The following is a 22,910-nucleotide window of genomic DNA, read 5'->3' on the forward strand; positions in this document are numbered from 1 at the left end:
CCTTTTATTTCCTCAGATGCACGTTCGAATCCGCGCCGGGCGGCAGCGCGTCACGAATCTTGCGCAAATCTTCATCACTCCAAACACCCTCTCCCAAGTAGTGTAACACCAGACGCACGGACGCGCAAGACAACTTCGATCTCCTCTCTCCTCTCTTTCAACCACAAATCAACCGCCCTCCACGTAGCTCTCTGGTCTCTGATCTCTGATCTCCGCTCTCCAATTGCCCATCTCTCTGACTTGCATTACAATCCGGGGGGGGGGGGGGGGGGGGGGGGGGGGGGGGGGGGGGGGGGGGGGGGGGGGGGGGGGGGGGGGGGGGGGGGGGGGGGGGGGGGGGGGGGGGGGGGGGGGGGGGGGGGGGGGGGGGGGGGGGGGGGGGGGGGGGGGGGGGGGGGGGGGGGGGGGGGGGGGGGGGGGGGGGGGGGGGGGGGGGGGGGGGGGGGGGGGGGGGGGGGGCGCGGCAGTTGTTGCGGGGGGGGGCGCCCATGAATCAATCATCAAGCCAGTTACGCAGGAAAGGGATACGAGCATGACCGACCGTTTGGACATCATGGAGATTGACACCGACAGCCGTTACTGGCGTCAGCAGTTCCTGAGCTTGCCGTTTCGCCTGTATCGTCATGTGCCGCAATGGGTGCCGCCGCTGGCGCCGGACGCGGCGTTGATGTTGAACCGTGAGCGCCACCCCTTCTTCCGTCACTCGGACGCCATCTTTTTGCTGGCGCGGCGTAACGATGAAACCATCGGCCGCCTGGCCGTGCTCGACAACGCCAACTACAATGCCTACAACCACGAGCGCAGCGCGTTCTTTTATCTGTTCGAGTGTATTGATGAGCGCGCGGTGGCCCTGGCCCTGTTCGAACACGGCTTTGCCTGGGCGCGACGCCGCGGCCTGGAGCAGATGAAAGGCCCGCGCGGCCTCAGCGCGTTGGACGGTATTGGGCTGCTCGTCGAAGGCTTCGAGCACCGTCCCGCCCTGGGCATCCCCTACAATCCGGCCTATTACCCGGCCCTGGTCGAAGCGGCCGGTTTCGAGCGCCTGGATGATTCGCTTTCCGGCTACCTCAGCACAGCCACAAAATTTCCGGAGAAGATTCACCAGGTATCAGAACTGGTGCAGAAGCGGCGCGGGCTGCGCGTCGTGCGCTTTCAGACCCGGCGTGAGCTGCTGCAACTGGTGCCCCAACTCGGTGATCTGTACAACAATGCACTGGGCGGCACCAGCGGCGGGGTGCCGTTGACTGCGGATGAAGTGCAGGCGATTGCCAATCAGATTTTGCATTACGCCGATCCTCGCCTGGTCAAAATCGTGATGAAAGAGGATGAACCGGTTGGCTTTTTGTTGGCCTATCCTGATGTTTCGGCCGCGGTGCAGCGCACGGGCGGTCACCTGTGGCCCGTGGGCTGGATTGACCTGCTGCGCGAACTCAAACGCAGCAAATGGGTCAATATCAACGGCGCGGGCATCGTGGCGAAGTATCGGGGCCTGGGAGGCATGGCTATCCTCTTCAGTGAGATGCAAAAGAGCCTGGTTGAGGGCGGGTTCGAGCATGCCGACCTGGTGCAGATCAGTGTGTCGAACGACAACATGCAGCGTGAGTTGCGCGACCTGGGCGTGGATTTCTACAAGATGCACCGCCAGTATGCGCGATCGCTGTAGGGGATCAAATTGCAGTCAGGGCACTGTGCTGCGCAATCACCTGCCGCGTATCGGCCAGCATGGGCAGGCCGGCCATCTCATCCAGGCTGAACCAACCGATGGCGGCTGCGTCATCGGCCGCGACCGGCTCACCGCCCTGGTAATAGGCCAGGTAATCCAACACGACAAAATGATAGCGCACGCGGCCCTGCTCGTCGGTCAGGATCGGCTCGAAGCTGGCCACGAACGGGCCGACCTGTACGCTGAGACCCGTTTCCTCGAACACCTCGCGCACGACGGCCGCGGCCAGCGTCTCGCCAACTTCCACCAACCCGCCCGGTAACGCCCACAGCCCCTTGTTCGGCTCACGCGCCCGTTGAATCAGCAGGACTTGGGCAGTCTGCGGCCGCCAGATCAGCGCGCTGACGCCCAGCAGGGGCGCGGATGGATATTCACGTTGCATGGTGGTTGGCTCCTGGTGGCCGGTTCAGGCCGGCGTTGTCGGGTCAAAATCGGGCGTTAGCGGCGGCGGCGCGGCCGGCAGGCGGTCGGCCCAGAAATCGTCCGCGCCCGCGGCATCTTCAGCCTGCCAGCGCGCCAGCAGCGGCAAGAATGAGTCCCAGGCGGTCAGGCTGGCATCGGGGATGACCAGGCGCGCCGCCTGCTGGTTGGATGGGTGGGGGTGCAGGGTGAGGAGTGCCGCGCGTAGCCCAAAGTCCTGCGCCGGCGCCACATCCTCGTCGAGACGGTCGCCGACGGCCACGGCCTGGTAAGGCGCTACGTCCCAATAGCTCAGCGCCACCTCGAACAGCTTGGTCTTGGGTTTGCGCTGCTCCACCGTTTGCGAGGTGAGGGTCACATCCACCAAGTCGTGCAGCCCCAATTTGCGCACCGTGCGCTGCAGGGCGCGGTCGCAGTTGTGGTTGGCGACAATCCCAAGATAGTAGCCGTCCGCGTGCAGCGCGGTCAGTGTCTCGTGCGCGCCGGGCAACAGGATGCTGGCTTCGATGAAGGGTGCAAAATGGGCATCCACGGCCTGGCGCACCAGCTTGCGATCCAATGCGACATAGCCATAGAACTGCACCAGGAAGGCCAGGGTGTCATCGGCGGTGTGTTCATCCTGTTCCTGGACCGACTTGCTGGCGGCAAACTCCAAAGCCTTGAGCCACTGCACTTCGAAGTCATCCGGCAGATCAAGCCCGGCGCCGCGCAGAACGGCGGCCGCCGCGTTCGCACCGGCCACGGCCAGGTCGGCCGCGGGTTGGGCCAGCGTCGCCAGGGTCTCGTCGAAGTCGAAGAGAATGGCCTGTACGCTGCGTTCGTGGTGTGGAATGTGGGTCATTGTTTGACGCCGATGGCGATGAAGTCGCGGGCAAAGAGCGAAGGCCAATGGCGGGCCAGCCAGGTGTAGGCCTGACGCAGACCGGGCCAGCGCAGGAAGAAGGGGTATAGCCCCGGCACCCACAGGCTGGCGCTGCCATCGGTGCGAACGATGCGCACGCGCCGCGCCTTGAGCAGGCCGCGCGCTTCGGCCAGGGTGAAGAAGCGCAGGTGGGTGAGATCGGTGGGGCTGTTGCGCACGTAGGGAAAGCGACCGGTCAGCAGCCACCAACGACAGCGCCAGTGGGCCATGTTGGGCAGGAGCAGCACCAGCCTGCCGCCCGGTTTGAGCACGCGCACACATTCATCGAGGGCTTTGTCGAAGAAGTAGCGGTGCTCCAGGCCCGAATCGGAAACGACGGTGTCGAAGGTCTCCGCGGCGAAGGGCAGCGGCGCGCTGTCCAGGTCCACCTGGTGCGCCTCGATGCCGCGTTCACGCGCCCGCCCCACGGCCACATGCGACATGTCAACGCCGGTGACGCGGTTGCCCTTGTCGGCCAGTTGGCGCGCCAGCACCCCCGGCCCGCAATCTACCGCCAGGACGTTCTCCCCCTGCCCCACGTAGCTGGCGACAATGTCCAGCCTGGTCTGGTCGAAGATGTCAGGCTTGTCGCGCCAGTAGTCGTCGTAGAAGGTGACAAGATCCATCGTTTAGCTCGCCTCTGCGGAGTCGAGGCGTTGGAAATAGAAGGTGAAGATGGGGAAGCCGTTTTCGTAGCACCAGGCCTCGCGCGTGGTGGGCACGAGATCGGGAAAGTGCGCTGCCAGGCTGTCATCGTGCGGTGTGAACAGCCCGCTGGCGCCGACGATTTCCACGATCAACTCGGCGTAGCCCGGCACATCGGTGCGCACATGCATGATGCCGCCGGGCGCCAGGCCGCGCGCCAGCAGGGTCACACTGTAGTCGGCGAACATGCGCTTGTACTGGTGACGCCGCTTCCACCACGGATCGGGCAGGAGGACATGCAGCACGGACGCGCAGGCCGGCGGCAGGGAACGCGCCAGCGCGTAGCGGGCATCGTCGGCCGAAACCCACAGATTGGGCAGCGGCCGGGTTTCAGCGGCTTTCAGCACATGACGCAGCAGGTGCCAGCGCAGCTCGAAGCCGATGAACTGTCTCTCCGGGTGTTTTTGGGCGCGGTCGAGCAGGAAATTGCCATCGCCAAAACCGATCTCGATCTCCAGCGGTCCGCGCGCCAGGAAGGCGGCCAGCCGCTGGCGGTACTGCTCGTGCAGGCCATCGCCGTTCGGCTCCAGGTCAGCCACTTGAAAGAGCGGCTTGTCCAGCGGGGCGCGTAAATAGCCGGCGTGCTGCAGGCGCTGTAAAGGGTCGCCGCCGGCCAGCCCCTTGCCGGTTTGCAGGTTTTCGGCCGTGAAGGTCGGCGCGGTGGGGTCAACGGTGAATTTTTCTGGAAAGCCGCGTTCAGTCATTGAGCTCGTATCTGCCTGAAAGGATCTATTTCATTCGCACGGCATGCGCACGCTGTGCGCCTGTACCGACGGGGCGTAGTTTAGCACAGGTTGCGGGCGGTTGCAAGCAATCCTTCTCGTCATTCCTGGCTGGATTCCTGGCAGCCTGAGCGTCGCGGTTTTTGCACAATCTCGCTTGTTTGGTACAATCAGCCGGACTGGGTTGAGCGGCGGCTGGCTCACCCAGTTTGCGCGTAATACGGCTGTGACACAGAAGAAAATTATGACAACAATAGGAGAACGAGATGTTGATCAAACAGTATGCGAAGAACAACAAGACGTGCAAAGTCACGTTCGAAATGCCGGCCGAGACAGGCTTGACCAGCGGCGCCCTGGTGGGTGATTTCAACGCCTGGGATGTGACCGCGACGCCGCTCAAGCGCCGCAAGAATGGCGCCCTGTACGCCACCGTCAGCCTGCCCGCGGGCAACAGCTACCGCTTCCGCTACCGCAATGAGGATGGCGCCTGGTTCAACGACTGGGCCGCCGATTCCTACGCGGTCAACGAATTCGGCGCCGAGGATTCGGTCGTCACCGTCTAGCCAGCCACCGCCATAGGAATACCATCAGCCCGATCTTCAGCCACGAATTTCACCAATTGACACGAAAAGCCCCTGGAATTCGTGCTCATTCGTGTCATTCGTGGCTAAGTAGTTTTACCCGCGCCAGGCTTCCACGCGTTCGCTGCGAATCTGGCCGGCCAGGTCGGTGTAGGTGATCTCCCAGACCGGCAGCCAGGCCAGGGCCACCAGGCGCACAGCCACGTCGGTTTTGCGTGGCATCACTTTGACCTCCCGCACATCGTCCAGCATCGCGCTCCAGCGGCTGGTGATGGCCTCAGCCGCACGTTGGCTCTGCGCCTGCAGGTCGCTGATCTGTTGGCGCAGGCTGTCCATGGTCTGCCGTCCCTCCACGACATCCAGGCGAGCCTGATCGGTCAGGCGCTGTTTGGTCATGGTGGTGGAGATGACACGGGTGCGCCGGCTGCCCAGCAGCGCGCCCACCATGGTCTCCCCAATCGTCACCCATTTCTCGCGATTCAGCGCGGTGGCTTCGGTCTCGTTTTCGATCAGGTCGCGCTGCTGTTTGTACAGCTTGGTCTGTTGGCGGGCAATCTGGGCGTTGTACTTTTGCGCCAGGACATCTACCTCGGCGTCGCGTGCCTCGCGGGCGGCCTGCTGACAGCGAATGCTGAACTCCCGCTGCCGTTCGCCCGCCTTCGAGTAGAGTTTCAGGGAAGGATTGTACCAGAGGTTGAACGACTGCGAGCGGTAGAGATGGTCGGCAAAGCTGCTCTCCAGGCTCTTGAGCGCCCGCGCCGTGCTGACGAGCGGCGGCACATCGGCAAACAGGGCGTCCGGCTCCGGTCGGTTGAGCAGGCTGGCCTGCGCGGCGTTCACCGGCTCGGCCTCGTGCCACTGCAAAAAGCGATCACCGTCACGCACGTGCAGCAGCAGGGCCAGATCTCTGGCTTGATCCACGCCGCGCTTGACATCCACAAAATGGACGGCGCCCATTCCGAGCACGGCCGGCGTGTAAATCAGATCAATCGCATCGGCCTGCAGGCGAAAGCCGGCCACCTGGGTCAGACGGCGCAGGGCAGAACCTTGCCCGGCGCGAATGGGAAGGTAGGTCAGGGCCACCTCGGCGGGCAGCACCGGGGCATTGGACAGGGCGGCGCGGGTCAGGTTGACGGCGGGGCGCGGCGCGGTGTGGCAGGCGCCAGGCTGGGAAGATAGGCGGCGTCGCGTTGAGCTGTGGCGCCGCGGGCGCGGCCCACGGCCAGCGGTTGTCAGACGGGGCGCCGGAGCAGGCGTTGATGGCGCGGCGCTGGCGACCGGCGCCTGACCGTTGGCGAGCTGGGCCTTGGTGGCGGCCATGAGCGTGCGCACCTGCGGCCGCGTCAAGGGCCCGCGCAGGTAGGAGAGCGCCCAGCGCGTCTGAAAGATCTGCGGGCGGCCCTCATGCACGTTGTGCAGCAGGAACACGCGATTGCTGAGCGCGGAGATCGTCTTGTCCAGCCAGGCGCGGTCGAAACCATCGTCGTTGCCGGCCAGCGCGCCCTCCAGGCCATCGAGCAGACGGTCTTTGTCGCGCTGCGCTTGCAGCTTGCCGACGAACCAGGTGCCGGCGTTGCTCAGCCCCTTATAATCGAGGTCAACCGGGTTTTGGGTGGCGAGTACGATGCCCACGCCGTAGGCACGCGCCTGTTTGAGCAGGGTCAGCAGAGGACGCTTGCTGGGCGGTTCGGCCACCGGTGGGAAGTAGCCGAAAATTTCATCCATGTAGACCAGCGCACGCAGGCTGGTGGTGCCGGGCTGAGTGCGCGTCCAGGTCAGAATCTGGCCGAGCAGCAGGGTGACAAAGAACATGCGCTCCGTGTCGTTGAGATGCGCCAGGTAGAAGATGGAATGGCGCGGCTTGCCATCCGGGCTGTAGAGCAGTTGGTCCACATCGAGCGGCTGGCCGGTCAACCACATCTGAAACGAGGGGGCCGCCATCAGCCCGTTGAAGGCCATCGCCAGGTTGAAACGGTCCTTCTGGGGAAAGAACGTGTCCACATCGGCGACGCCCAGGGTGCGCACAGGCGGGTTTTGGATGGCGGCGATCAGCATGGCCAGGTCGAGGTTCTGGCCCTGACGCCAGAAATGCTCAAAAACGGTGGAAAGCAGGATGTGCTCACGGCTGCGCACCGGGTCGGTGCTGCCGCGCACCAGCCCAAGCAGAGCGGAAACGGTGCCGCTGATCTGCTCACGCACTTCTTCGGTCTGCTGTTCCCAGTCAACGTGCGGGGCTTCCAGGCTGTGCAAGATACTGACCGGCAGCCCGGCATCGCTGCCTGGCGTGTAGATGAGGAACTGGGCGCTGTCTCGCAGCAGGCGGATGCGCTCCGGCGTCTGTCCCCAGGCTGCCAGGCCGTCACGCCAGGTTTGGGCGGTGGCGGCCGCAAATTCATCCTCGGTTTGATTGCGCCGACGGGCATCGTCCAGGTTGATCCAGGCGCGAAAATCGGCGGGGCGCAGATCAGGAAAGGTCAACAGCAGGTTGGTGATGTCACCCTTGAGGTCAATGGCGATGGCTGGCACCCGATCAATCGCGGCCTCCTCCAGCAGGTCAATGCAGAGGCCGGTCTTGCCGCTGCCGGTCATGCCCACGCAGACGGCATGGGTGGTCAGGTCGCGCGCATCGTACATGATGGGGCGCTCCGCGGTCTGACCGGTTTTGAGATCGTAGGGTTTGCCCAGGTAGAAGAAGCCGAGACGTTCGATGTTTTCCATGACGGCGATTTTACCGCAAAAACTGGCGACGTGCAAGAACGTTTGTGCTGAGAATGGGCGTGCAGGCTCACTTAGAAATCTGCGGCAATACCAAAACGCAAAAAGAGACCGGGTTTCCGCCAGGAGACCCGGTCTCGACAGCTCTTTTTCAGGCAGCGGTATTACTGTAACTGCACAATCAGCCACAGGATCGCGACACTGATGACGACCCGCCAGCCTATCTGAAACCACAGTTGTTGCACGGCGTTGGGGGCCACATGAACGATCGTTTGTTCGTCTGGACGATTCACAGCTTCGGCTCCTCTCTCCTGGTTAGCATGAACAACGCAAGACAGAGGATAGCAGGATTGGCTTACATTCCAGATGACGTGACTGATTCTGACCTCCGCCTGGCATGAATCAGAACGAACCGAACCGCCAGCCGGTTACGGCCCTCTGCGTTCAGCATTCCGAACGATCACCCATCCTGATTGCGGATGAACTTGACGATGGTGACGCCGTCGCCGCCCTCGTTGAGTTCGCCGCTGTGCGATTCTTTGACCAGGGGATGGCGTCGCAGTTCGTCACGCACGATGCGGCGCAGGACACCGGCGCCCTTGCCGTGGATGATGCGCGCCCAGGGCAGCGCGGCCAGGAAAGCATCGTCCAGGTATTTTTCCAGGAGTAACAGCACATCTTCGGCGCGCTGTCCGCGCAGGTCCAACTCCAGGCCGGGCGAGGGCGGCAGACCGCCGCCGCCCTGCCGACTGTTGCTGGCGGGAGCGCTCAGGTCGGCCGCCTTGGCGCGCAGTTCCAGGCTGCGCACCGGTATGTTCATGCGGAAGGAGCCGATCATGACCTGGGCATCGGCGCCGTCAAGCGTCACCACTTCGGCGCTGGCTTGCAGGCTGGACACCCACACGCGGTCCCCCACGCCGATGGGGCCGTCGAGCGCGACCTCTGGCGCCTTCTCGATCACCTTGTCGGGCAGGCTGCGCTGCTCAACGATGAGGGTGGCCAGGGCAGATTCAGCCTGGGAGAGGAAGGCGCGGTGTGCCGATTGGGGTGAGCCGGGGACGCCCAGGCCGGCCATCTGTTGGCGCAGTTGGGTCAGCTCAGCGGCCAGGGCGTCCAGTTCACCCTGCGCCTGTTCGCGGGCCTGGTTGAGCACCACGCGCCGCGCCTCTTCGATGCGGGCCATCTGGTAGCGCAAATCGGCTTCGAGAACCTGCACCTGGCGCGCGCGAATCTCGGCCTCGCTCTGCGCCTTCAAGGTGGCATCCTTGGCCGTCTTGATCTCAGTCAGCAGCACTTCCGATTCCAGCGACTCTGGCCGCACCAGGGCCTCGGCCCTGGCCACGATTGGCTCCGGCAGGCCCAGGCGGCGGGCAATGGCCAGCGCATTGGAGCGACCAGGCAGGCCGATGCTCAATTCATAGGTAGGCGCCAGGGTCTCGACGTTGAATTCGACGCTGGCGTTCTTGATGCCGGGCGTGGCCTGCGCAAAGATCTTAAGCTCGGAGTAGTGCGTGGTGGCAAACGTGGTGACGCCGCGGTCGAGCAGAAAGTTGAGCAAGGCACGCGCCAGGGCCGAGCCTTCTTCAGGGTCGGTGCCGGCGCCCAGTTCGTCCAGCAGCACCAGGCAGCGATTGTCGGCCTCTTCCAGGATGTCAATGATGTTGGTGAGGTGCGAGCTAAAGGTGGAGAGACTCTGCTCGATGCTCTGCTCATCACCGATGTCCGCGTAGATGCCTTCGAAAACGCTGAGGCGACTGCCCTGGTCGGCGGGGATGTGCATGCCGGACTGGGCCATCAGCGCCAACAGGCCGACCGTTTTCAGGGCGACGGTCTTGCCGCCCGTGTTGGGGCCGGTGACGACCACGCTGTAGTAGGTGTCGTCAATCCAGACATCAATGGGCACCACGGTCAGCGGGTCGAGCAGGGGGTGGCGGGCGCGCTTCAGATCAATGGTGGAGCCAGGGTGCATAATGGGCGGCATTTGCTCATCGGCCCCTTTGCTTGCAGCCCTGCCGCGGCCGTGTTTGCCCTGCCCCGGTCGGGCCACCGACTGCGGCCGAAACGGCGCCAGCTCTGGTTCCACGGCCAGCATGCTTTCGGCAAAACGGGCACGCGCCAGAATCAGATCGAGTTCGGCCAGGGTATCCACGGTGCGTTGAATGGCGGGCGCTTCCGCGGCGACCAGCGCGGTCAGCTTGCCCAGGATGCGCTCGATCTCGTCCCCTTCGGCCAGTTGCAGTTCACGCCAGGTGTTGTTCAGATCCAGCGTGGCCAGCGGCTCGATGAAGAGGGTGGCGCCGCTGCCCGATTGGTCATGGACCAGGCCGGGGATGCGGCCCTTGAATTCGGCGCGCAGCGGGATGACGTAACGTCCTTGACGCTGAGTGACGATGGCTTCTTGCAGATAGGGCTGGTTTTGCGTGGCAGTCACCAGGCGTTGCAAGGTGGTCATCAGGCGATCGTGGGCCACCTTCAACTCACGGCGGATGCGCAGCAAGGCTTCGCTGGCGCTATCGAGCACATCGCCGCGCTCGCTGATGCAGCGCCCAATGTCGTTGGCCACCTCATCGCTCACATGAAGACGGGCGCCCAGGTCAGCCAGGTGGGGTGCGATGTCGGCAGCGCGCGTCATGGATCGCTGCAAGGCGCGGGCGCGCAGCAGCGTGCTGCGGATGTCCAGCAAGTCGGGCGGCCGCAGGGTCATGGCGCGTTCAGCCTGCACCAACAGCGGGCGCACATCGAAGACGCCGCCCAGGTGCAAGTTAGGGTTTTCGAGCAGCAGGCGGCGGGCCTCGTTGGTCTCGGCCTGCCAATCCTGGGCCTGGCGCAGGTCATCGGTGGGCAGCAGGGCCAACGCCAGCTCCTGCCCACCTGAAAAATCAGCAAATCCGGCCAGGCGGGCCAGGATTTTGCCGTACTCCAGGAGTTTGAGCGATCTCGGATTCATGGTTTATCTGTGGCTACTCAGGTTGCCAGGGGCAGAGACAGGATTTACGGGATCAGTGGCTCTCCGTGCCGGTTGTTCTGCCCAGCGTCGGGCGAAAATCCTGTTCATCCCGTCAATCCTGCCCAAACTGGGGCGCTGGTGCGGATTTTACCAGCACTTTCCAGGCGCCGCGCTGCACGATCTCGTCACGTTGGTTGAGCACCTGCATCTTGAAGGTGACGAAGCCGCCGCCCAGGCGCGGCATGGCTTTTTTGTCTTCGATGGTGGCGCGCAATCGCACGGTGTCGCCGATCTTGACTGGCCCGCGGAATTCCCATTCCATGCCCATGAAGGCTTGCACGGTGTCTTCCATGAAGCCCAGGCGCACGGCCAATCCGCTGGCAATCGAGAGCACCAGCAGGCCATGCGCCACGCGTTCGCCAAACAGGCTTTGCCGGGAATACTCGGTGTCGGTATGAATCAGGTTCCAGTCGCCGCTGAGCGCCGCGAAACTGACAATGTCGGTTTCGGTCACAGTACGTCCCACGCTGGTGATCGCATCACCGCTGACGAACTCCTCGAAAAAAAGCCCGGTGTTGCGGGCGAGTGCTTTACCCATCGCAATGCTCCTCTTGCTGACCTGTCCCGCCACGCACGACGCGAGACGGCTGCATTAGACCTTATCGGTAACAACGGCGTGCCACTCAAATCGTCAAGAGAAACTGCTGGTTGTGGCTCGGACTACAACTTGGCTTATTCCCGATAAGGTCTATTGTACCCGTATCAGCCGTTGGCGTCAATCAACACAAAGCCCGCCCAGCAGTTCCAAATGTAGCCTGGTTTTTAACCACAGAGATCACAAAGAACGCAGAGAAGTTGCCGATTTGCGTCTGATCTGCCGTTTCTTTGTGTTCACCAACCCCCGCATGTGCTCTTTGTGGTTGAATGTGTGCTACATTTGGAACTGCTGAAGCCCGCCGTAACGCAAGCCTCCGGCTTGCCTCATGGGCGTGCAGCCTGCAGATCGGCCGCCGACCCGCGCCAGGGGCCGGGCTGCTCCTGCTTCTGCGTGGTGACGATGCCGGCCCAGCGACACGCCTCGGCCGGGGTGGTGGTGAGGCGCTTGGTCAGATAGGTGGCAAAGCAGGTGTCGCCGCGGCCGGTGCGGCCAGCGAGAGAGCGCGGGGTAAAGGGCGCGGTGAAGATTTCGCCATCGGCGTAGACGGTGACGCCGGCCGATTGGGTCAGGACGATCTCGCGCGGCCCATAGCCGGCCAGGATGCGCGCGGCCGCGGCCAGATCGGTCTCGCCGGTCAAGGCTTCGGCCTCGGCGCGATCCACCTTGAGATAGGTGACGCGAGCCAGCCCCTCGGCCATCTGCGGCCAGGCGCGGAAGAGCAGCTCGCTGCCCACGCGGACGCGCACGAAGCCCTGGATGTCCAGCGCGACCGGGCCGCGGTCAGCCAACAGTTCGAGCAGCGGCAGCCCCACCTCGCCGGCGATGATGGGCGTGATGGCGTAGATGTGGGCCGCGAGGTCAGACGAGCCGGGACTGGGTTGGTTCCACGGCAGATCCGCGGGCTGGATCGGCCCGGCGAAGCCGAGCGGCACGCACACGCGGCGCTCCATGTCGGCCGAGCTGTAGTAGTTGGCGATGCCGGAGGTTTCGGGCGCCTCCGCGGCGAAGACGGTGACACCGGCGCGGCGCATCTCATCCAGGAGCGGAAAATGGGCCGCGGCCAGCCGCGTCACCACGCCGACCCGCGCGCCCAACCGGGCCGCGGCCACACCGCCATAATAAACGCCGCCGCCGGCCAGCGTTTCGGAGACGCCATCCACGATGACTTGGTCCACGGCAAAGTGACCCACAAAGAGAAGATCGAAACTTGTATTGGTTTCTCTCATCCAGAACTCTATGCCTCCCGACATGCTTCTTCCCAAAGTTGTGGGAACAACCCGGCTGTCTTCCGAATCAATTCATAGCCAGAACTGGCGTCTGGTAATGGTTCAAGACGAAACACGTCAGAATGCCAGACTGCGTCGCTCACCCGCGGGTAGTATTTGAGCTGACCGCCAGATGAGCCGTACCATTCGAACAGCTTGATGGATGCGGTCCGGCCCACCAATCGCTTTCCAGTGACTTCCCAAGTCAAACCCTTTGCGTTTGGAAACTGAGGTGAGAATTGAAGCAACTGATATTCGCCGGTTCTATGATCCCACTGTAAGGCCAGATGACAGCTACGCTGTACGTCTACTGCGCCGCCCCGGATGTAACTGACGCTGTCATGCCACTCCCCAATCAACCGTATGATCGCATCTCCCACTTCTGCAGGCCTCGTGTGGTAGTTTTGCTCATTCAGGCCCTGTTGCTTGAGCCTGGCCCAAAAGTAGCCAGCGGAATTGGAAACCTCGATTTTTGCCTGCCCGGTTCGTCTCATTTCCCGCAAGGTGTTGCGCATCTTGCACGAGATGCCTGTCTTGATACCCGTTGCAGGATCGGTCAACAGCACATCAAAGATTGCTTTGCTTTCCTGCGCCTCACCCCCAAAAGCCAGTGCAACGGCTCTCTCAAAATCACGCCATCCCGGCAGATTGCGCCCTGCCGTATTCAACATGCCAGTCCCGTCCTGGTATGTACTGAGGATGAGACGGAGTTTCTCCAATTCACCCTTTGTTGGTGAACGATCAGCAAAGGCTAATGACATCTGGTTCTTGTTTCCCCCTGACTTTAGATTGATTATTCATGCAGATCAAGCTCATCCTTTAGAAGCACATCTGTGGTGACATCGAAAAGGCGTGCTACGCTAAGAACGAAATCTACGGTTGGGCGCTTCTTGCCGGATTCGATTTCACTGATGTATCCATGCGCTGAGAGACCCAGTGCTGCGGCAAGATCCTTGAGCGTCATGTGGTGTTGAGCACGCAACCTGCGCAGTTTTTCGCCAAATCTTCGCATTACCACTCCGTTTCGTCTTGACAATGAACAAGAGATATGTTATACTCTGTCTCTGATAGAGACATCAGTGATGAGGCTAAAATGAATCTCGCAAACACCGACCATCAAATGGTCAACAGTCCATTCAAATGGGTTGGCGGCAAGTCACGCTTACGCAAAGAAATCGTCCAACTGCTGCCGCTCCATACCTGCTATGTCGAGCCATTTGCTGGCGCCGCTTGGGTCCTGTTTGGGAAATCGCCAAGCGACGTCGAAGTGATCAACGATATTGACGATCAACTGATCAACTTTTTTCGGGTTGTCAAAGAAAAGCCAGAAGAGCTTATCGCTTCTTTCGAGTGGGAGCTTGTGGCCCGCACTGAATTCGAGCGCCTGGCAGCACTAGACCCCACGAAACTGACTGATGTTCAAGCCGCTCACCGTTTCTATTACATCATCATGGCGGGATGGGGTGGCGAACTCAACTATCCACGTTTTGCAACCAGTATCACAGATGGCGGGCACGGAAACAGACTCATTGGGGCATTGAAAGGTCTACGCGAGCGAGTAATGCCTGTCCATGATCGCCTTCGCACCGTGATCATCGAGAATCTTTCGTGGCAAGAATGTATTGAGCGCTATGACCGTCCCAGCACGGTGATGTACATAGATCCGCCTTATCCTGATAATAAGTGCAACTACAAGCACAACATGCGCGATTGGGAAGACCATTTGGCGCTCGCCGAACGTCTGAGCCGAACGCGCTGCAAATGGATCTTGTCTTCGTACGACACACCGCCTATCCATGGTCTATATGACCGGTATCGCATCCGACTGGTTCAGTCATTCTCTGGCATGAAAGCCAAAAAGAACGGCGAAGAACGCGTACTCAACAAAGAAGTTCTGATCACGAATTACAACCTTGCTGACGAAATGCCGGTTAGCGTCGAAAATCCCCGGCAGTTCGGATTCGATCTACGCGTCAGGTAACCGCCAAGAACCCGCGATACCAAGCTCAGCCCAACGAACCAACTGCTGATCCGCCACTGCGCTCTCAAGTCATCATACAGCGCGTTTCATCTCGGCAGCACATACAAACAATCCTCTAAGAACCGCAGTCCAACCTGGGTCCCTTCGGGGTGCAGGGTCATGCGCCGCGGGTCGCGCTCGACCAGGGCCAACAGGCGACCGGCGATCTCCACGTCGTACTCGATGACGTTGCCCAGGTAGGCTGCGCGGCGCACGATGCCGTTGAAAACCGGCTGCGGCGGGTTGATTTCCACCATCTCCGGGCGTACCACCACGGTGGCCTGCTCGCCCACGGCGAAACCGTCGGACGAAACGGGCGCGGCCAGGACTCCCCCAAGCGTCTCTATCACCAGGTGGTCGCCTCGGCGCTGGCGCACGGTGCCTTCGATGAAATTGGCCTGGCCGATGAAGTCGGCGACAAAGCGGGTGCGTGGCCGGCGGTAGATCTCGTCAGGCGTGCCAATCTGGACGATCTTGCCCTGGTTCATCACGACGATCTGATCGGAGAGGGTCATCGCTTCCACCTGGTCGTGGGTGACGTAGACGCTGGTGATGCCCAGTCGCTTCTGGATGCGGCGGATTTCGGTGCGCATCTGCTCGCGCAGCTTGGCGTCCAGGTTGGAGAGCGGTTCATCCATCAGCAGCACCTTCGGCTCCATCACCAACGCACGGGCCAGGGCTACGCGCTGCTGTTGACCGCCGGAGAGTTGGTTGGGCGCGCGGTTCTCCAGACCGGTCAGCTCCACCAGTTCCAGCACGCGGGCCACCCGGCGCTTGATCTCATCCCGGGGCCGTTTCTGCACGTCGAGGCCGTAGGCGATATTCTCGAAGACGTTGAGGTGCGGGAAGATGGCGTAGCTTTGGAACACCATGGACATGCCGCGTTGGTGCGGCGGCAGGTCGTTGATGGGCGCTCCGTCCAGCAGGATTTGGCCGCTGTTCGGAAATTCGAAGCCGGCGATCAGCCGCAGCGTCGTCGTCTTGCCGCAGCCAGACGGCCCCAGCAGCGTCACCAGGTCGCCCTGGGCAATACTGAGCGACACGCCGTCCACCGCGTTGACCTCTCCCACCCCGCCGCGCGAGGTAAAAGTCTTGACTAAATTCTCCAGGACAAGATACATGGCATCAAACCCCCAATGTCAAATCTACATCTCCGCGGCTGCCGAGGAGTTTGCGCGTAACAAAGTAAAGCACACCGATGGCGATGAACACCACGAAGATGATGACCGTGGAGTAGGCGGCGGCAATGCTGATGCCGCCCTGCTCCCACTCGCTGAGGATGGAAGCGGTGACGATACGCCAGCGCGCGCTGATTAGAAAAATGATGGCGGACAGGCTGGTCATGTGCCGGGTGAAGGAGAAGATCAGGCCGGCCAGCAGCGCGGGCATGATCAGCGGCAGTGTCACCTTGCGGAAGGTCACCTGCGCGTCGCCGCCCAACATGGCGGACGCCTCCTCGATGCTGGGGTCAATCTGCTGTAGCGCGGCCACACCTGCGCGCACCGAGGCCGGCAGGCTGCGCACCACGAACGCGGCGATGATGATGAACGGCGTGCCCACCAGGGCCAACGGCTTGCCCATGAAGCACAGCGCCGCAATCAGCGCCAGCGCCAGCGTCGTCAGCGCCAGGCGGGAGCGTCCCGTTGCCTTGCTCAACGCCAGCCAGGAGAGGAAGGTGTAGACGATGGCCAGCAGCGGGGGCGGCGTCTGAAAGAAGACCCGGATGTAGTCGGCCATCTGGAAGACGGCATTGCTCCAGAAACCGCGCGCGATCGTCCGGCTCAGATCGGCGATGGGCTGCGTTGCAAATTCGACCAGATCGTAGCTGAACAGATACAGCCCCATGCCGATCAACAGCCAGCCGATTCCCTTACTGGTCGCGGGCTGCCGCAGCCAGGTGAAGAGACCCAGCGCCACGTAGATGCCGCCCAACAGATAATACAGGCCGACTGCGCCCAGCGGCTCGCTGAGGAACGCCAGACCGATGCCGGCGCCGGCGCCGATGATCAGCGCCAACCACTGTTGACGATGGTCAGCCAGCACGGTGCGGGCCAGGTAGAGCGCCAACAGCGCGTAGAGAATTCCGGCCACAGCCAGCGGCGGGGTGCTGAACGCCAGTACAAAACCGATGCCCAGGATGGTGCCGGGCACGGCGCCGCCCAGGTTGGAGACGAAGTCCAGCGTATCTTTGCCAGAAAATCGCTTGCGCACCACGAGGAAAGCGATCACCATGCCGGTCAAGGCCGCGATGGGTGTGGCGAACGCGCTCAGGAAGGTGGTATCCAGCACCGACTCGACCCCGCGCGTGATCATCAGGCGCCACCATGTCAGGGTCGGTGTGAAATCGGTGCCCCACGCGGTGGCAAATGAGCCGTAGATGATGGTCACGTAGAGCACGATCACCAGCAGGCAGGTCAGGTAGGTGACGATGATGAACGGCCCGCGGATCCACGGCTCGCGCACGGTGATATGCCCGCCCGTGGGTTTGCCGGTCACCGAGACGTAGGAGCGACGGGTGACGTAGTAGCGCTGCACGAGAAACACAAGGAGCGTGGGCAGGAGCAGCACGAAAGCCAACGCCGATGCCTTCTGGTAATCGTATTCGCCGGCCACGGCCAGGAAGATCTGCGCCGAGAGCACGGTGAAGTTGCCAGAGATGAACAGCGGGTTGCCCAGGTCTGCCAGTGACTCCACGAACAGCAGTAGAAATGATCCCGCGATGCCGGGGATCAACAACGGTAGGGTGACGGTGCGGAAGATGTGCAGCTTGCCTGCGCCCAGGCTGTGCGCCGCCTCCTCCATGCTGGGATCCAGCCGTTCCAACATGGCCCGTACGATCAGGTAGGCCACCGAGAAAAAGGTGATCACCTGCACGAAGACCAGTCCGTCCAGGCCGTAGACATCGTTGATGCCCGGCCCCACGTTGATGCCCAACAGCTTGTACGACACCAGGCCGTTACGGCCGAAGAGCAGGATGGTGCTGAGCGCGAGCGCGAAGGGCGGCGAGACGGTGGGCACCAGCGCCAGCAGATGAATCAGTCCGCGGTAGGGTGGATTGCAACGCACGACCGTGTAGGCGAAGATGAAGCCCAGGACGGTACCGCCGGTTGCGGTGAGCAGCCCCATTTCGAGGGTGTTCCAGAAGACCTGGCGTGCATAGGGGCCGTAGTATGAATCGAAGTAGCGCGCAAAAAACTTGAGACTCAGGCGCGTGTACCACGGCCCGGAGATCGTTGCATCCAGAAAGCCGTTGGCCGTGCCCCGGTAGAGTGGGTAAACCACGAAGATGAAGAGAAAAAGGCCACAAAACAGCAGGCCAATCATCAGGACCGGGTCACGGGCGATGAGGGAAAACTCGCGGTAACGCCGCTGCAAGGAAGCCAGGAAGCGGGATGGCGCCCGGTTTGGCGCGGCAGGTGTGGAGACAGCCATGTCGTGCTCCTGGGACGGAGGTGTCCATGAAGAGAAGCCGGGTTTCTCTGCGAAACCCGGCTTCGGCAACGGGTGGGTTACTACTTTAGTTGGTCGGCCCCGGCGATCTCGTTGGTGAACTTGTCAACGAAGACCTTCTTGTTCTTGCCGGCCCAGTCGAAGTTGTAGTCAATCAGGTTGACCTGGAGCAGCTCGGGGTGCGACAGCGCAACGCCCTTGACCGTCGGCGCCTGATAGGCCTTGTACTTCGGTCCCAGCGCCTGTGCCTCAGCGGTCAGCGCCCAGTCGAACCACTGCTTGGCCGCCTGCATATGCTTGCCGCCCTTGAGGATGCCCATGCCGCCGATTTCATAGCCGGTGCCTTCCTTGGGGAAGGTGAGCACCAGCGGCAGCTTGTTGTTATCAATCTCATTGACGATGTCGTGAGAGAAAACGATGCCCACGGCCGCCTCGCCCTGGCCGACAAACTTGGCCGGCGCCGCGCCGCTCTTGGTGAACTGCGCCATCTGTCCGGCGTACTGTTTGAGGTACTCCCAGCCGGGCGCTTCGCCGCGAATCTGCAGGACGGTGGCCATGGCGGTGTAGGAGGTGCCGGAGGTGGACGGATGCGCGACCATGATCTGGCCCTTGAACTCAGGCTTCAACAGGTCATCCCATGATTCGGGCGCCTTGACGCCGGGATTCTTGGCTAACCAATCGGTGTTGGTGCAGAAGCCCAGGGTTCCCACGTAGATGCCCGCCCAGGTGTTATCGGCGTCCTTGTACTTCTTTTCATCGAGGAGGTTCTTGTAGTTTGGTGAGTTGTACGCTTCCAGCAAGCCCTCTTGTTTGGCAGCTACGAAGCTGTCAATGGGGCCACCCCACCAGATGTCGAACTGAGGGTTGTCCTTCTCTGCCCTGATGCGGGCCAATGACTCGCCGCTGGACATGCGGACATAGTTGACCGTGATGCCGTACTTAGCCTCGAACTCCTGCTTCATACCCTGGCACCATTCCTCCTGCGGGGTGCAGAGGACGTTGATCTCAGTATCCTTCTTGGCTGCGCCGGCACAGCCCGAAAGGGCCGCCATGATCACAACCAGCATGAGAAGGACAACAACAGAATAGCTACGAGAACGCATGGTCTTCCTCCTTGAAGATGGGACGGAGATGTGGTAAGGAACGAGAATTTCTCAACTGTCTGGTTTAACGGCCCACGGGGTGGCTATGTTCGGACACTTATTTAATTCTCGTTCCTAACTGCGCACAGCCGCAGTCATGAAAGGAATATAGCACACAGACGCCCAGGTGTCAAAGCACGGCGGCAAAATCCCAGGTTCGTGATTTGGGCTGAAGAATTTTGATCTTCGGTTTTGGGATTTGGACTTTTGGCCTTATAATCGGCCCTAGAACAACTGTTGCATACGGAGAGGACGTAACGATCTGTGCTTGCCGAGCTGACGATTCGTGACTTTGCCATTATTGACCAACTGCATCTGACCTTGGGGTCTGGCTTCAATGTGTTGACCGGTGAGACGGGCGCGGGGAAGTCCATCATCATTGACGCGATTGGCCTGCTGCTGGGAGACCGCGCGTCGCCCGATCTGGTGCGCGCCGGCCAGGAGAAAGCCCTGATCGAGGGCATCTTTGCCTTACCAGCCGCCCTGGCCGCGTCCCTGGAACCGCTGTTGCGCGACAACGGCCTGGAAAGCGACGGCGGGGAGCTGAGCATGGCGCGCGAGATTCGCCGCGGCGGCCGCAGCATCAGCCGCATCAACGGATCAACGGTCAACACGGCCCTGCTGGCGGAGATTGGCGGCGCGCTGGTGGATATTCACGGGCAGAGCGAACATCTGTCGCTGATGAATATCAAGCACCATGTGGATCTGCTCGATCGCTACGCCAACCTGGGGGAGTCGCGCAGCGCGCTGGCGCGCGTGGTTCGTCAACTGAACGGGGCGCGCCGCGAGTTGATGACCCTGCAGCACGATGCGCGCGAGCTGGCGCGACGGGTTGACCTGCTCACCTATCAGGTCAACGAAATCGGCGCCGCGCGGCTGGCGCCCGGCGAGGACAAGGCCCTGGAAATGGAACTCAGGCGCCTGTCCAATGCCGAACAGTTGCTCAAATTGACCCAGCAGGTCATCGGCGCCCTCGAAGATGGCGGCGACGAACAGCGCGCCGCGGTGGACATGCTGGGCCAGGCCAGCCATGCGCTGGGGCGCTTGATTCGCATTGACCCCACCCTGGAGGACTTGCAGCGCCAGTTGGGCGACCTGACCGAGCAGATCGTTGACATTGGCCGCGAGGTGCGTCACTACGGCGACGGCGTCGAATTCAATCCGGAGCGCCTGCAGCAGACCGAAGAGCGTCTGTCGCTCATCTATAACCTCAAACGCAAATATGGCGAGTCCATTGGCGACATCCTGATCTTCGGCGAGCGCGCGCAGGCGGAACTCAACGGCATCACCCACGCCGGCGAACGGATCGAAGATCTTCTGAAGGAAGAAAAGCGCCTCCTGCGCGAGATCGGCGCCCTGGGCGTGCAGATGTCACAGGCGCGGCGTGCAGCCGGTGAGCGCCTGGCACGCGCGGTGGAGCAGGAACTGGCCGATCTGCGCATGGCACGCGCCAGCTTCGCGGTGGACATTCGCTGGCAGGAGAGCGCCGATGGCGCGCCGCTGCCCGCGTCGGCCTTTCCCGGCGCCGCGCCTGCCGCCGGCGAGGAAGACAAGGCGCTGCGCCGCGTCAGCTTTGACGGCACTGGCCTCGACCGGGTCGAATTCCTGGTCTCGGCCAACCCCGGCGAACCGCTGCGACCATTGGCCAGGGTGGCCTCCGGTGGTGAGACGGCGCGGCTGATGTTGGCGCTCAAAACGGTGCTCAGCCACGCGGATGAGACACCCACCCTGATCTTCGACGAGATTGATGTTGGCATTGGCGGCCGCGTTGGCGCGGTGGTCGGCCAGAAGCTGTGGAGCCTGAACAGCAACCACCAGGTGCTCTGCGTCACCCATCTGCCGCAGTTGGCAACCTTTGGCGACACCCATTTCAGCGTGGCCAAGGACATCCATGACGGCCGTACCATCACATCGGTGCGTCCGCTGGCCGGCGCCGCGCGTATCGAAGAACTGGCTCAGATGCTGGGCACGCCCACCGATGTGGGACGCGAGAATGCGCGGGCGCTGCTGGCTGACACCGAGCGGATCAAAACCACGCCGCCAGCGGCCGTAGATTTCACGCAAAGGGGGTGACACTCACGATGACGATCAAGACGCGGGCAGCCGTGTCAGGCCCGTTGCCAGAAACGGTGTGGGACAGCGCACCGCCGTTCAGCAGGCCGCGGCCGTGGACCGAGCTGGAATACCTGGCGCTGGAAACGAATCACCTGGTCGAATTCTCAGACGGTCACTTGGAGGTGCTCAGGATGCCGACGCGTAGACACCAGCAGATTGTTCTGTGCCTCTATCGGCTGCTGTTCGAGTTTGTCACGAGCCGTCATCTCGGCACCCTCTTGATTGCGCCGTTTCGCGTGCGGCTGTGGCCCGGCAAGTTTCGTGAGCCGGATTTGATCTTCATGGCCGCTGCCCATCGCGCGCGTGAACACAACGATTACTTCGAGGGCGCTGACCTCGTGGTGGAAGTGGTCAGCGGGGATGCCAGCGACCGGGAGCGTGACTTGGTAATCAAGCGCGATGAATACGCGCGGGCCAGGATTCCGGAGTATTGGCTGGTTGACCCGCAAATGGAAACGATCACCGTCCTGACCCTGACCGACGCCGCCTATATTCCATACGGCATCTTCAGGCGCGGCGAAACGGCTCATGCGCGGCTGTTGACCGGGTTCACCGTTGCTGTGGATGTTGTCCTCGATGCGGCCCTGGCGTAAGCAGCGTTAGACATGGTATACTCCTGCCATCATGTCCCTGCTGATTGACGGTCACAATTTGATTGGCGCGCTGCCCTCCATCGAGTTGGGGGCGCGCGACGATGAGCAGCAGCTCATCGTGCGTCTGCGCGCTTATCATGGATTCAGCGGCAAGGCACTGATCATCTTTTTCGATTCGGGCGATGCACCCGGCCGCGCCGATCATCTTTCCACCGCCGGCGTGCAGGTGCGTTTCGCACGGCGGCCGCAAACGGCCGACGACCTGATCTTGGCCTTCCTGCGCCAGAGCGCCCAACCCGGCCAACATGCCGTGGTGACGAACGACCGCGAACTGGCCGGGCGCTCACGGCAGTTAGGCGCCAGTGTCATCAGCGCACGCGATTTTGCCCGCAAGCTGTCGCCGGCAAATCGGGCTGCCCCGGAAGCTGCGATGGCAGACCAGACCCCAAGCCCGCGCGATCCTGCTTTTGCCGATCTCTACAGCGCCTTCCTGGCAGCCGAGAAGGACAGCGCTCGGCTCAGCGGCCAGTCGGCGCACGGTTTTGCCTGGTGGCAGGAGCACCTGTACGGCGAGGATGTGACGCTGGCGGAGAACGCGGTCCACTGGCTGCGCCGCTTCGCCGAACCGGCGCGTGCGCTGCCCCTTCTATTGGATGCCTTGACGCACCAGCAGGCGCGGGTGCGCGCCGCGGCTGCCCTGGCGCTGGGGCAGATGGCCGCGCCGGCCGCAGTTGAACGCCTGGCCGCCTGCCTGCACCATGATGGGTCATCCCTGGTGCGTGAAGCCGCGGCACAGGCCCTGGGGCAGATGCCCACGCCCGCCGCGCTGATAGCCTTGCAAGCGGCCTTGCACGATCCAAAGCACAAGGTGCGCAAAACGGCCGCGGCCATGCTGGAAAAGCATAAATCGAACGTCAGATTGAAAAAAATCACTCAGTGAGGAGAACGCCATC

At 62.3% G+C, this 22,910-nt stretch carries 20 protein-coding genes; 6 read left to right on the forward strand and 14 right to left on the reverse strand.

The features are described 5' to 3' along the window. Nucleotides 1-532: 532 nt before the first annotated feature. Nucleotides 533-1,663 carry a hypothetical protein gene (locus IPF85_RS08795; protein WP_343407703.1) on the forward strand — a complete coding sequence of 377 codons (1,131 nt, stop codon included), beginning with the start codon at nt 533-535 and terminating at the stop codon, nt 1,661-1,663. Between the two features lie 4 nt (nt 1,664-1,667). Here the strand turns inward: IPF85_RS08795 and IPF85_RS08800 are convergent, their stop codons facing one another. Genes IPF85_RS08800 through IPF85_RS08815 form a run of 4 tightly spaced genes read right to left on the reverse strand, consistent with a single transcriptional unit; the run spans nt 1,668 to nt 4,453 of the window. Next, nucleotides 1,668-2,105: an NUDIX hydrolase gene (locus IPF85_RS08800; RefSeq protein ID WP_343407704.1), complete on the reverse strand. Its 438-nt coding sequence runs from the start codon at nt 2,103-2,105 to the stop codon at nt 1,668-1,670. 24 nt (nt 2,106-2,129) lie between these two features. After that, nucleotides 2,130-2,984, reverse strand: a complete 855-nt coding sequence (locus tag IPF85_RS08805) for an HAD family hydrolase (RefSeq protein WP_343407705.1) — start codon at nt 2,982-2,984, stop codon at nt 2,130-2,132. Continuing rightward, nucleotides 2,981-3,670, reverse strand: coding sequence for a class I SAM-dependent methyltransferase (locus IPF85_RS08810; protein WP_343407706.1), 690 nt, complete (start codon nt 3,668-3,670; stop codon nt 2,981-2,983). Before IPF85_RS08810 ends, IPF85_RS08805 begins: the two co-directional genes overlap by 4 nt. 3 nt (nt 3,671-3,673) lie before the next feature. After that, nucleotides 3,674-4,453: a hypothetical protein gene (locus IPF85_RS08815; protein ID WP_343407707.1), complete on the reverse strand. Its 780-nt coding sequence runs from the start codon at nt 4,451-4,453 to the stop codon at nt 3,674-3,676. 284 nt (nt 4,454-4,737) lie between these two features. On the opposite strand from IPF85_RS08815, the gene IPF85_RS08820 reads away from it, so the two are divergent. Further along, entirely contained in the window at nt 4,738-5,034 is a 297-nt protein-coding gene (locus IPF85_RS08820) for an isoamylase early set domain-containing protein (protein ID WP_343407708.1), read from the forward strand. A gap of 114 nt (nt 5,035-5,148) precedes the next feature. Here IPF85_RS08820 and IPF85_RS08825 read toward each other — a convergent pair whose 3' ends face one another. From IPF85_RS08825 to IPF85_RS08855, 7 genes are all read right to left on the reverse strand, one after another. Then, the gene (locus IPF85_RS08825; protein ID WP_343407709.1) at nt 5,149-7,770 is read right to left on the reverse strand and encodes a hypothetical protein; all 2,622 of its coding nucleotides are present in this window, start codon (nt 7,768-7,770) and stop codon (nt 5,149-5,151) included. A gap of 161 nt (nt 7,771-7,931) precedes the next feature. Beyond that, nucleotides 7,932-8,060, reverse strand: a complete 129-nt coding sequence (locus tag IPF85_RS08830; RefSeq protein WP_343407710.1) for a hypothetical protein — start codon at nt 8,058-8,060, stop codon at nt 7,932-7,934. 167 nt (nt 8,061-8,227) lie between these two features. Next, the gene (locus IPF85_RS08835; RefSeq protein ID WP_343407711.1) at nt 8,228-10,714 is read right to left on the reverse strand and encodes a Smr/MutS family protein; all 2,487 of its coding nucleotides are present in this window, start codon (nt 10,712-10,714) and stop codon (nt 8,228-8,230) included. A gap of 112 nt (nt 10,715-10,826) precedes the next feature. Next, entirely contained in the window at nt 10,827-11,312 is a 486-nt protein-coding gene (locus IPF85_RS08840; protein ID WP_343407712.1) for a MaoC/PaaZ C-terminal domain-containing protein, read from the reverse strand. A gap of 383 nt (nt 11,313-11,695) precedes the next feature. Next, nucleotides 11,696-12,598 carry a PfkB family carbohydrate kinase gene (locus IPF85_RS08845; RefSeq protein ID WP_343407713.1) on the reverse strand — a complete coding sequence of 301 codons (903 nt, stop codon included), beginning with the start codon at nt 12,596-12,598 and terminating at the stop codon, nt 11,696-11,698. 8 nt (nt 12,599-12,606) lie between these two features. Next, the gene (locus tag IPF85_RS08850) at nt 12,607-13,398 is read right to left on the reverse strand and encodes a hypothetical protein (protein ID WP_343407714.1); all 792 of its coding nucleotides are present in this window, start codon (nt 13,396-13,398) and stop codon (nt 12,607-12,609) included. Nucleotides 13,399-13,430: 32 nt separating this feature from the next. Next, a complete protein-coding gene (locus tag IPF85_RS08855) occupies nt 13,431-13,649 on the reverse strand; it encodes a helix-turn-helix transcriptional regulator (protein ID WP_343407715.1) in 219 nt (72 codons plus the stop codon). 81 nt (nt 13,650-13,730) lie between these two features. Between IPF85_RS08855 and IPF85_RS08860 the strand changes: the two genes are divergently transcribed. Further along, on the forward strand, nt 13,731-14,618 hold the full coding sequence (locus IPF85_RS08860) for a DNA adenine methylase (RefSeq protein WP_343407716.1): 888 nt from the start codon (nt 13,731-13,733) through the stop codon (nt 14,616-14,618). Nucleotides 14,619-14,704: 86 nt separating this feature from the next. Here the strand turns inward: IPF85_RS08860 and IPF85_RS08865 are convergent, their stop codons facing one another. The 3 genes from IPF85_RS08865 to IPF85_RS08875 form a co-directional block, all read right to left on the reverse strand. Further along, nucleotides 14,705-15,778, reverse strand: a complete 1,074-nt coding sequence (locus tag IPF85_RS08865) for an ABC transporter ATP-binding protein (protein WP_343407717.1) — start codon at nt 15,776-15,778, stop codon at nt 14,705-14,707. Between the two features lie 4 nt (nt 15,779-15,782). Continuing rightward, nucleotides 15,783-18,089 carry an iron ABC transporter permease gene (locus IPF85_RS08870; protein WP_343407718.1) on the reverse strand — a complete coding sequence of 769 codons (2,307 nt, stop codon included), beginning with the start codon at nt 18,087-18,089 and terminating at the stop codon, nt 15,783-15,785. A gap of 80 nt (nt 18,090-18,169) precedes the next feature. After that, nucleotides 18,170-19,210, reverse strand: a complete 1,041-nt coding sequence (locus IPF85_RS08875) for an ABC transporter substrate-binding protein (protein ID WP_343407719.1) — start codon at nt 19,208-19,210, stop codon at nt 18,170-18,172. A gap of 303 nt (nt 19,211-19,513) precedes the next feature. On the opposite strand from IPF85_RS08875, the gene recN reads away from it, so the two are divergent. From recN to IPF85_RS08890, 3 genes are read left to right on the forward strand one after another with little or no spacing between them, the layout of a single operon-like run. Then, on the forward strand, nt 19,514-21,322 hold the full coding sequence (recN, locus tag IPF85_RS08880; protein WP_343407720.1) for a DNA repair protein RecN: 1,809 nt from the start codon (nt 19,514-19,516) through the stop codon (nt 21,320-21,322). Nucleotides 21,323-21,330: 8 nt separating this feature from the next. Then, a complete protein-coding gene (locus IPF85_RS08885; protein WP_343407721.1) occupies nt 21,331-21,957 on the forward strand; it encodes a Uma2 family endonuclease in 627 nt (208 codons plus the stop codon). A 31-nt stretch (nt 21,958-21,988) separates the two neighbouring features. Beyond that, nucleotides 21,989-22,897, forward strand: a complete 909-nt coding sequence (locus IPF85_RS08890) for an NYN domain-containing protein (protein WP_343407722.1) — start codon at nt 21,989-21,991, stop codon at nt 22,895-22,897. Nucleotides 22,898-22,910: the final 13 nt, after the last annotated feature.

Source organism: Candidatus Amarolinea dominans (assembly GCF_016704685.1).
Lineage (GTDB): Bacteria > Chloroflexota > Anaerolineae > SSC4 > Amarolineaceae > Amarolinea > Amarolinea dominans.

What these genes read in the sequence shown, in the direction of transcription:
- IPF85_RS08805 (WP_343407705.1), bottom strand. Translation starts at nt 2,984, where the DNA reads ATGACCCACATTCCACACCACGAACGCAGCGTACAGGCCATTCTCTTC.
- IPF85_RS08870 (WP_343407718.1), bottom strand. Translation starts at nt 18,089, where the DNA reads ATGGCTGTCTCCACACCTGCCGCGCCAAACCGGGCGCCATCCCGCTTC.
- IPF85_RS08845 (WP_343407713.1), bottom strand. Translation starts at nt 12,598, where the DNA reads ATGAGAGAAACCAATACAAGTTTCGATCTTCTCTTTGTGGGTCACTTT.
- IPF85_RS08840 (WP_343407712.1), bottom strand. Translation starts at nt 11,312, where the DNA reads ATGGGTAAAGCACTCGCCCGCAACACCGGGCTTTTTTTCGAGGAGTTC.
- IPF85_RS08860 (WP_343407716.1), top strand. Translation starts at nt 13,731, where the DNA reads ATGAATCTCGCAAACACCGACCATCAAATGGTCAACAGTCCATTCAAA.
- IPF85_RS08795 (WP_343407703.1), top strand. Translation starts at nt 533, where the DNA reads ATGACCGACCGTTTGGACATCATGGAGATTGACACCGACAGCCGTTAC.
- IPF85_RS08825 (WP_343407709.1), bottom strand. Translation starts at nt 7,770, where the DNA reads ATGGAAAACATCGAACGTCTCGGCTTCTTCTACCTGGGCAAACCCTAC.
- IPF85_RS08875 (WP_343407719.1), bottom strand. Translation starts at nt 19,210, where the DNA reads ATGCGTTCTCGTAGCTATTCTGTTGTTGTCCTTCTCATGCTGGTTGTG.
- IPF85_RS08855 (WP_343407715.1), bottom strand. Translation starts at nt 13,649, where the DNA reads ATGCGAAGATTTGGCGAAAAACTGCGCAGGTTGCGTGCTCAACACCAC.
- IPF85_RS08800 (WP_343407704.1), bottom strand. Translation starts at nt 2,105, where the DNA reads ATGCAACGTGAATATCCATCCGCGCCCCTGCTGGGCGTCAGCGCGCTG.
- IPF85_RS08865 (WP_343407717.1), bottom strand. Translation starts at nt 15,778, where the DNA reads ATGTATCTTGTCCTGGAGAATTTAGTCAAGACTTTTACCTCGCGCGGC.
- IPF85_RS08820 (WP_343407708.1), top strand. Translation starts at nt 4,738, where the DNA reads ATGTTGATCAAACAGTATGCGAAGAACAACAAGACGTGCAAAGTCACG.
- IPF85_RS08815 (WP_343407707.1), bottom strand. Translation starts at nt 4,453, where the DNA reads ATGACTGAACGCGGCTTTCCAGAAAAATTCACCGTTGACCCCACCGCG.
- IPF85_RS08835 (WP_343407711.1), bottom strand. Translation starts at nt 10,714, where the DNA reads ATGAATCCGAGATCGCTCAAACTCCTGGAGTACGGCAAAATCCTGGCC.
- IPF85_RS08890 (WP_343407722.1), top strand. Translation starts at nt 21,989, where the DNA reads ATGTCCCTGCTGATTGACGGTCACAATTTGATTGGCGCGCTGCCCTCC.
- IPF85_RS08885 (WP_343407721.1), top strand. Translation starts at nt 21,331, where the DNA reads ATGACGATCAAGACGCGGGCAGCCGTGTCAGGCCCGTTGCCAGAAACG.
- IPF85_RS08850 (WP_343407714.1), bottom strand. Translation starts at nt 13,398, where the DNA reads ATGTCATTAGCCTTTGCTGATCGTTCACCAACAAAGGGTGAATTGGAG.
- IPF85_RS08810 (WP_343407706.1), bottom strand. Translation starts at nt 3,670, where the DNA reads ATGGATCTTGTCACCTTCTACGACGACTACTGGCGCGACAAGCCTGAC.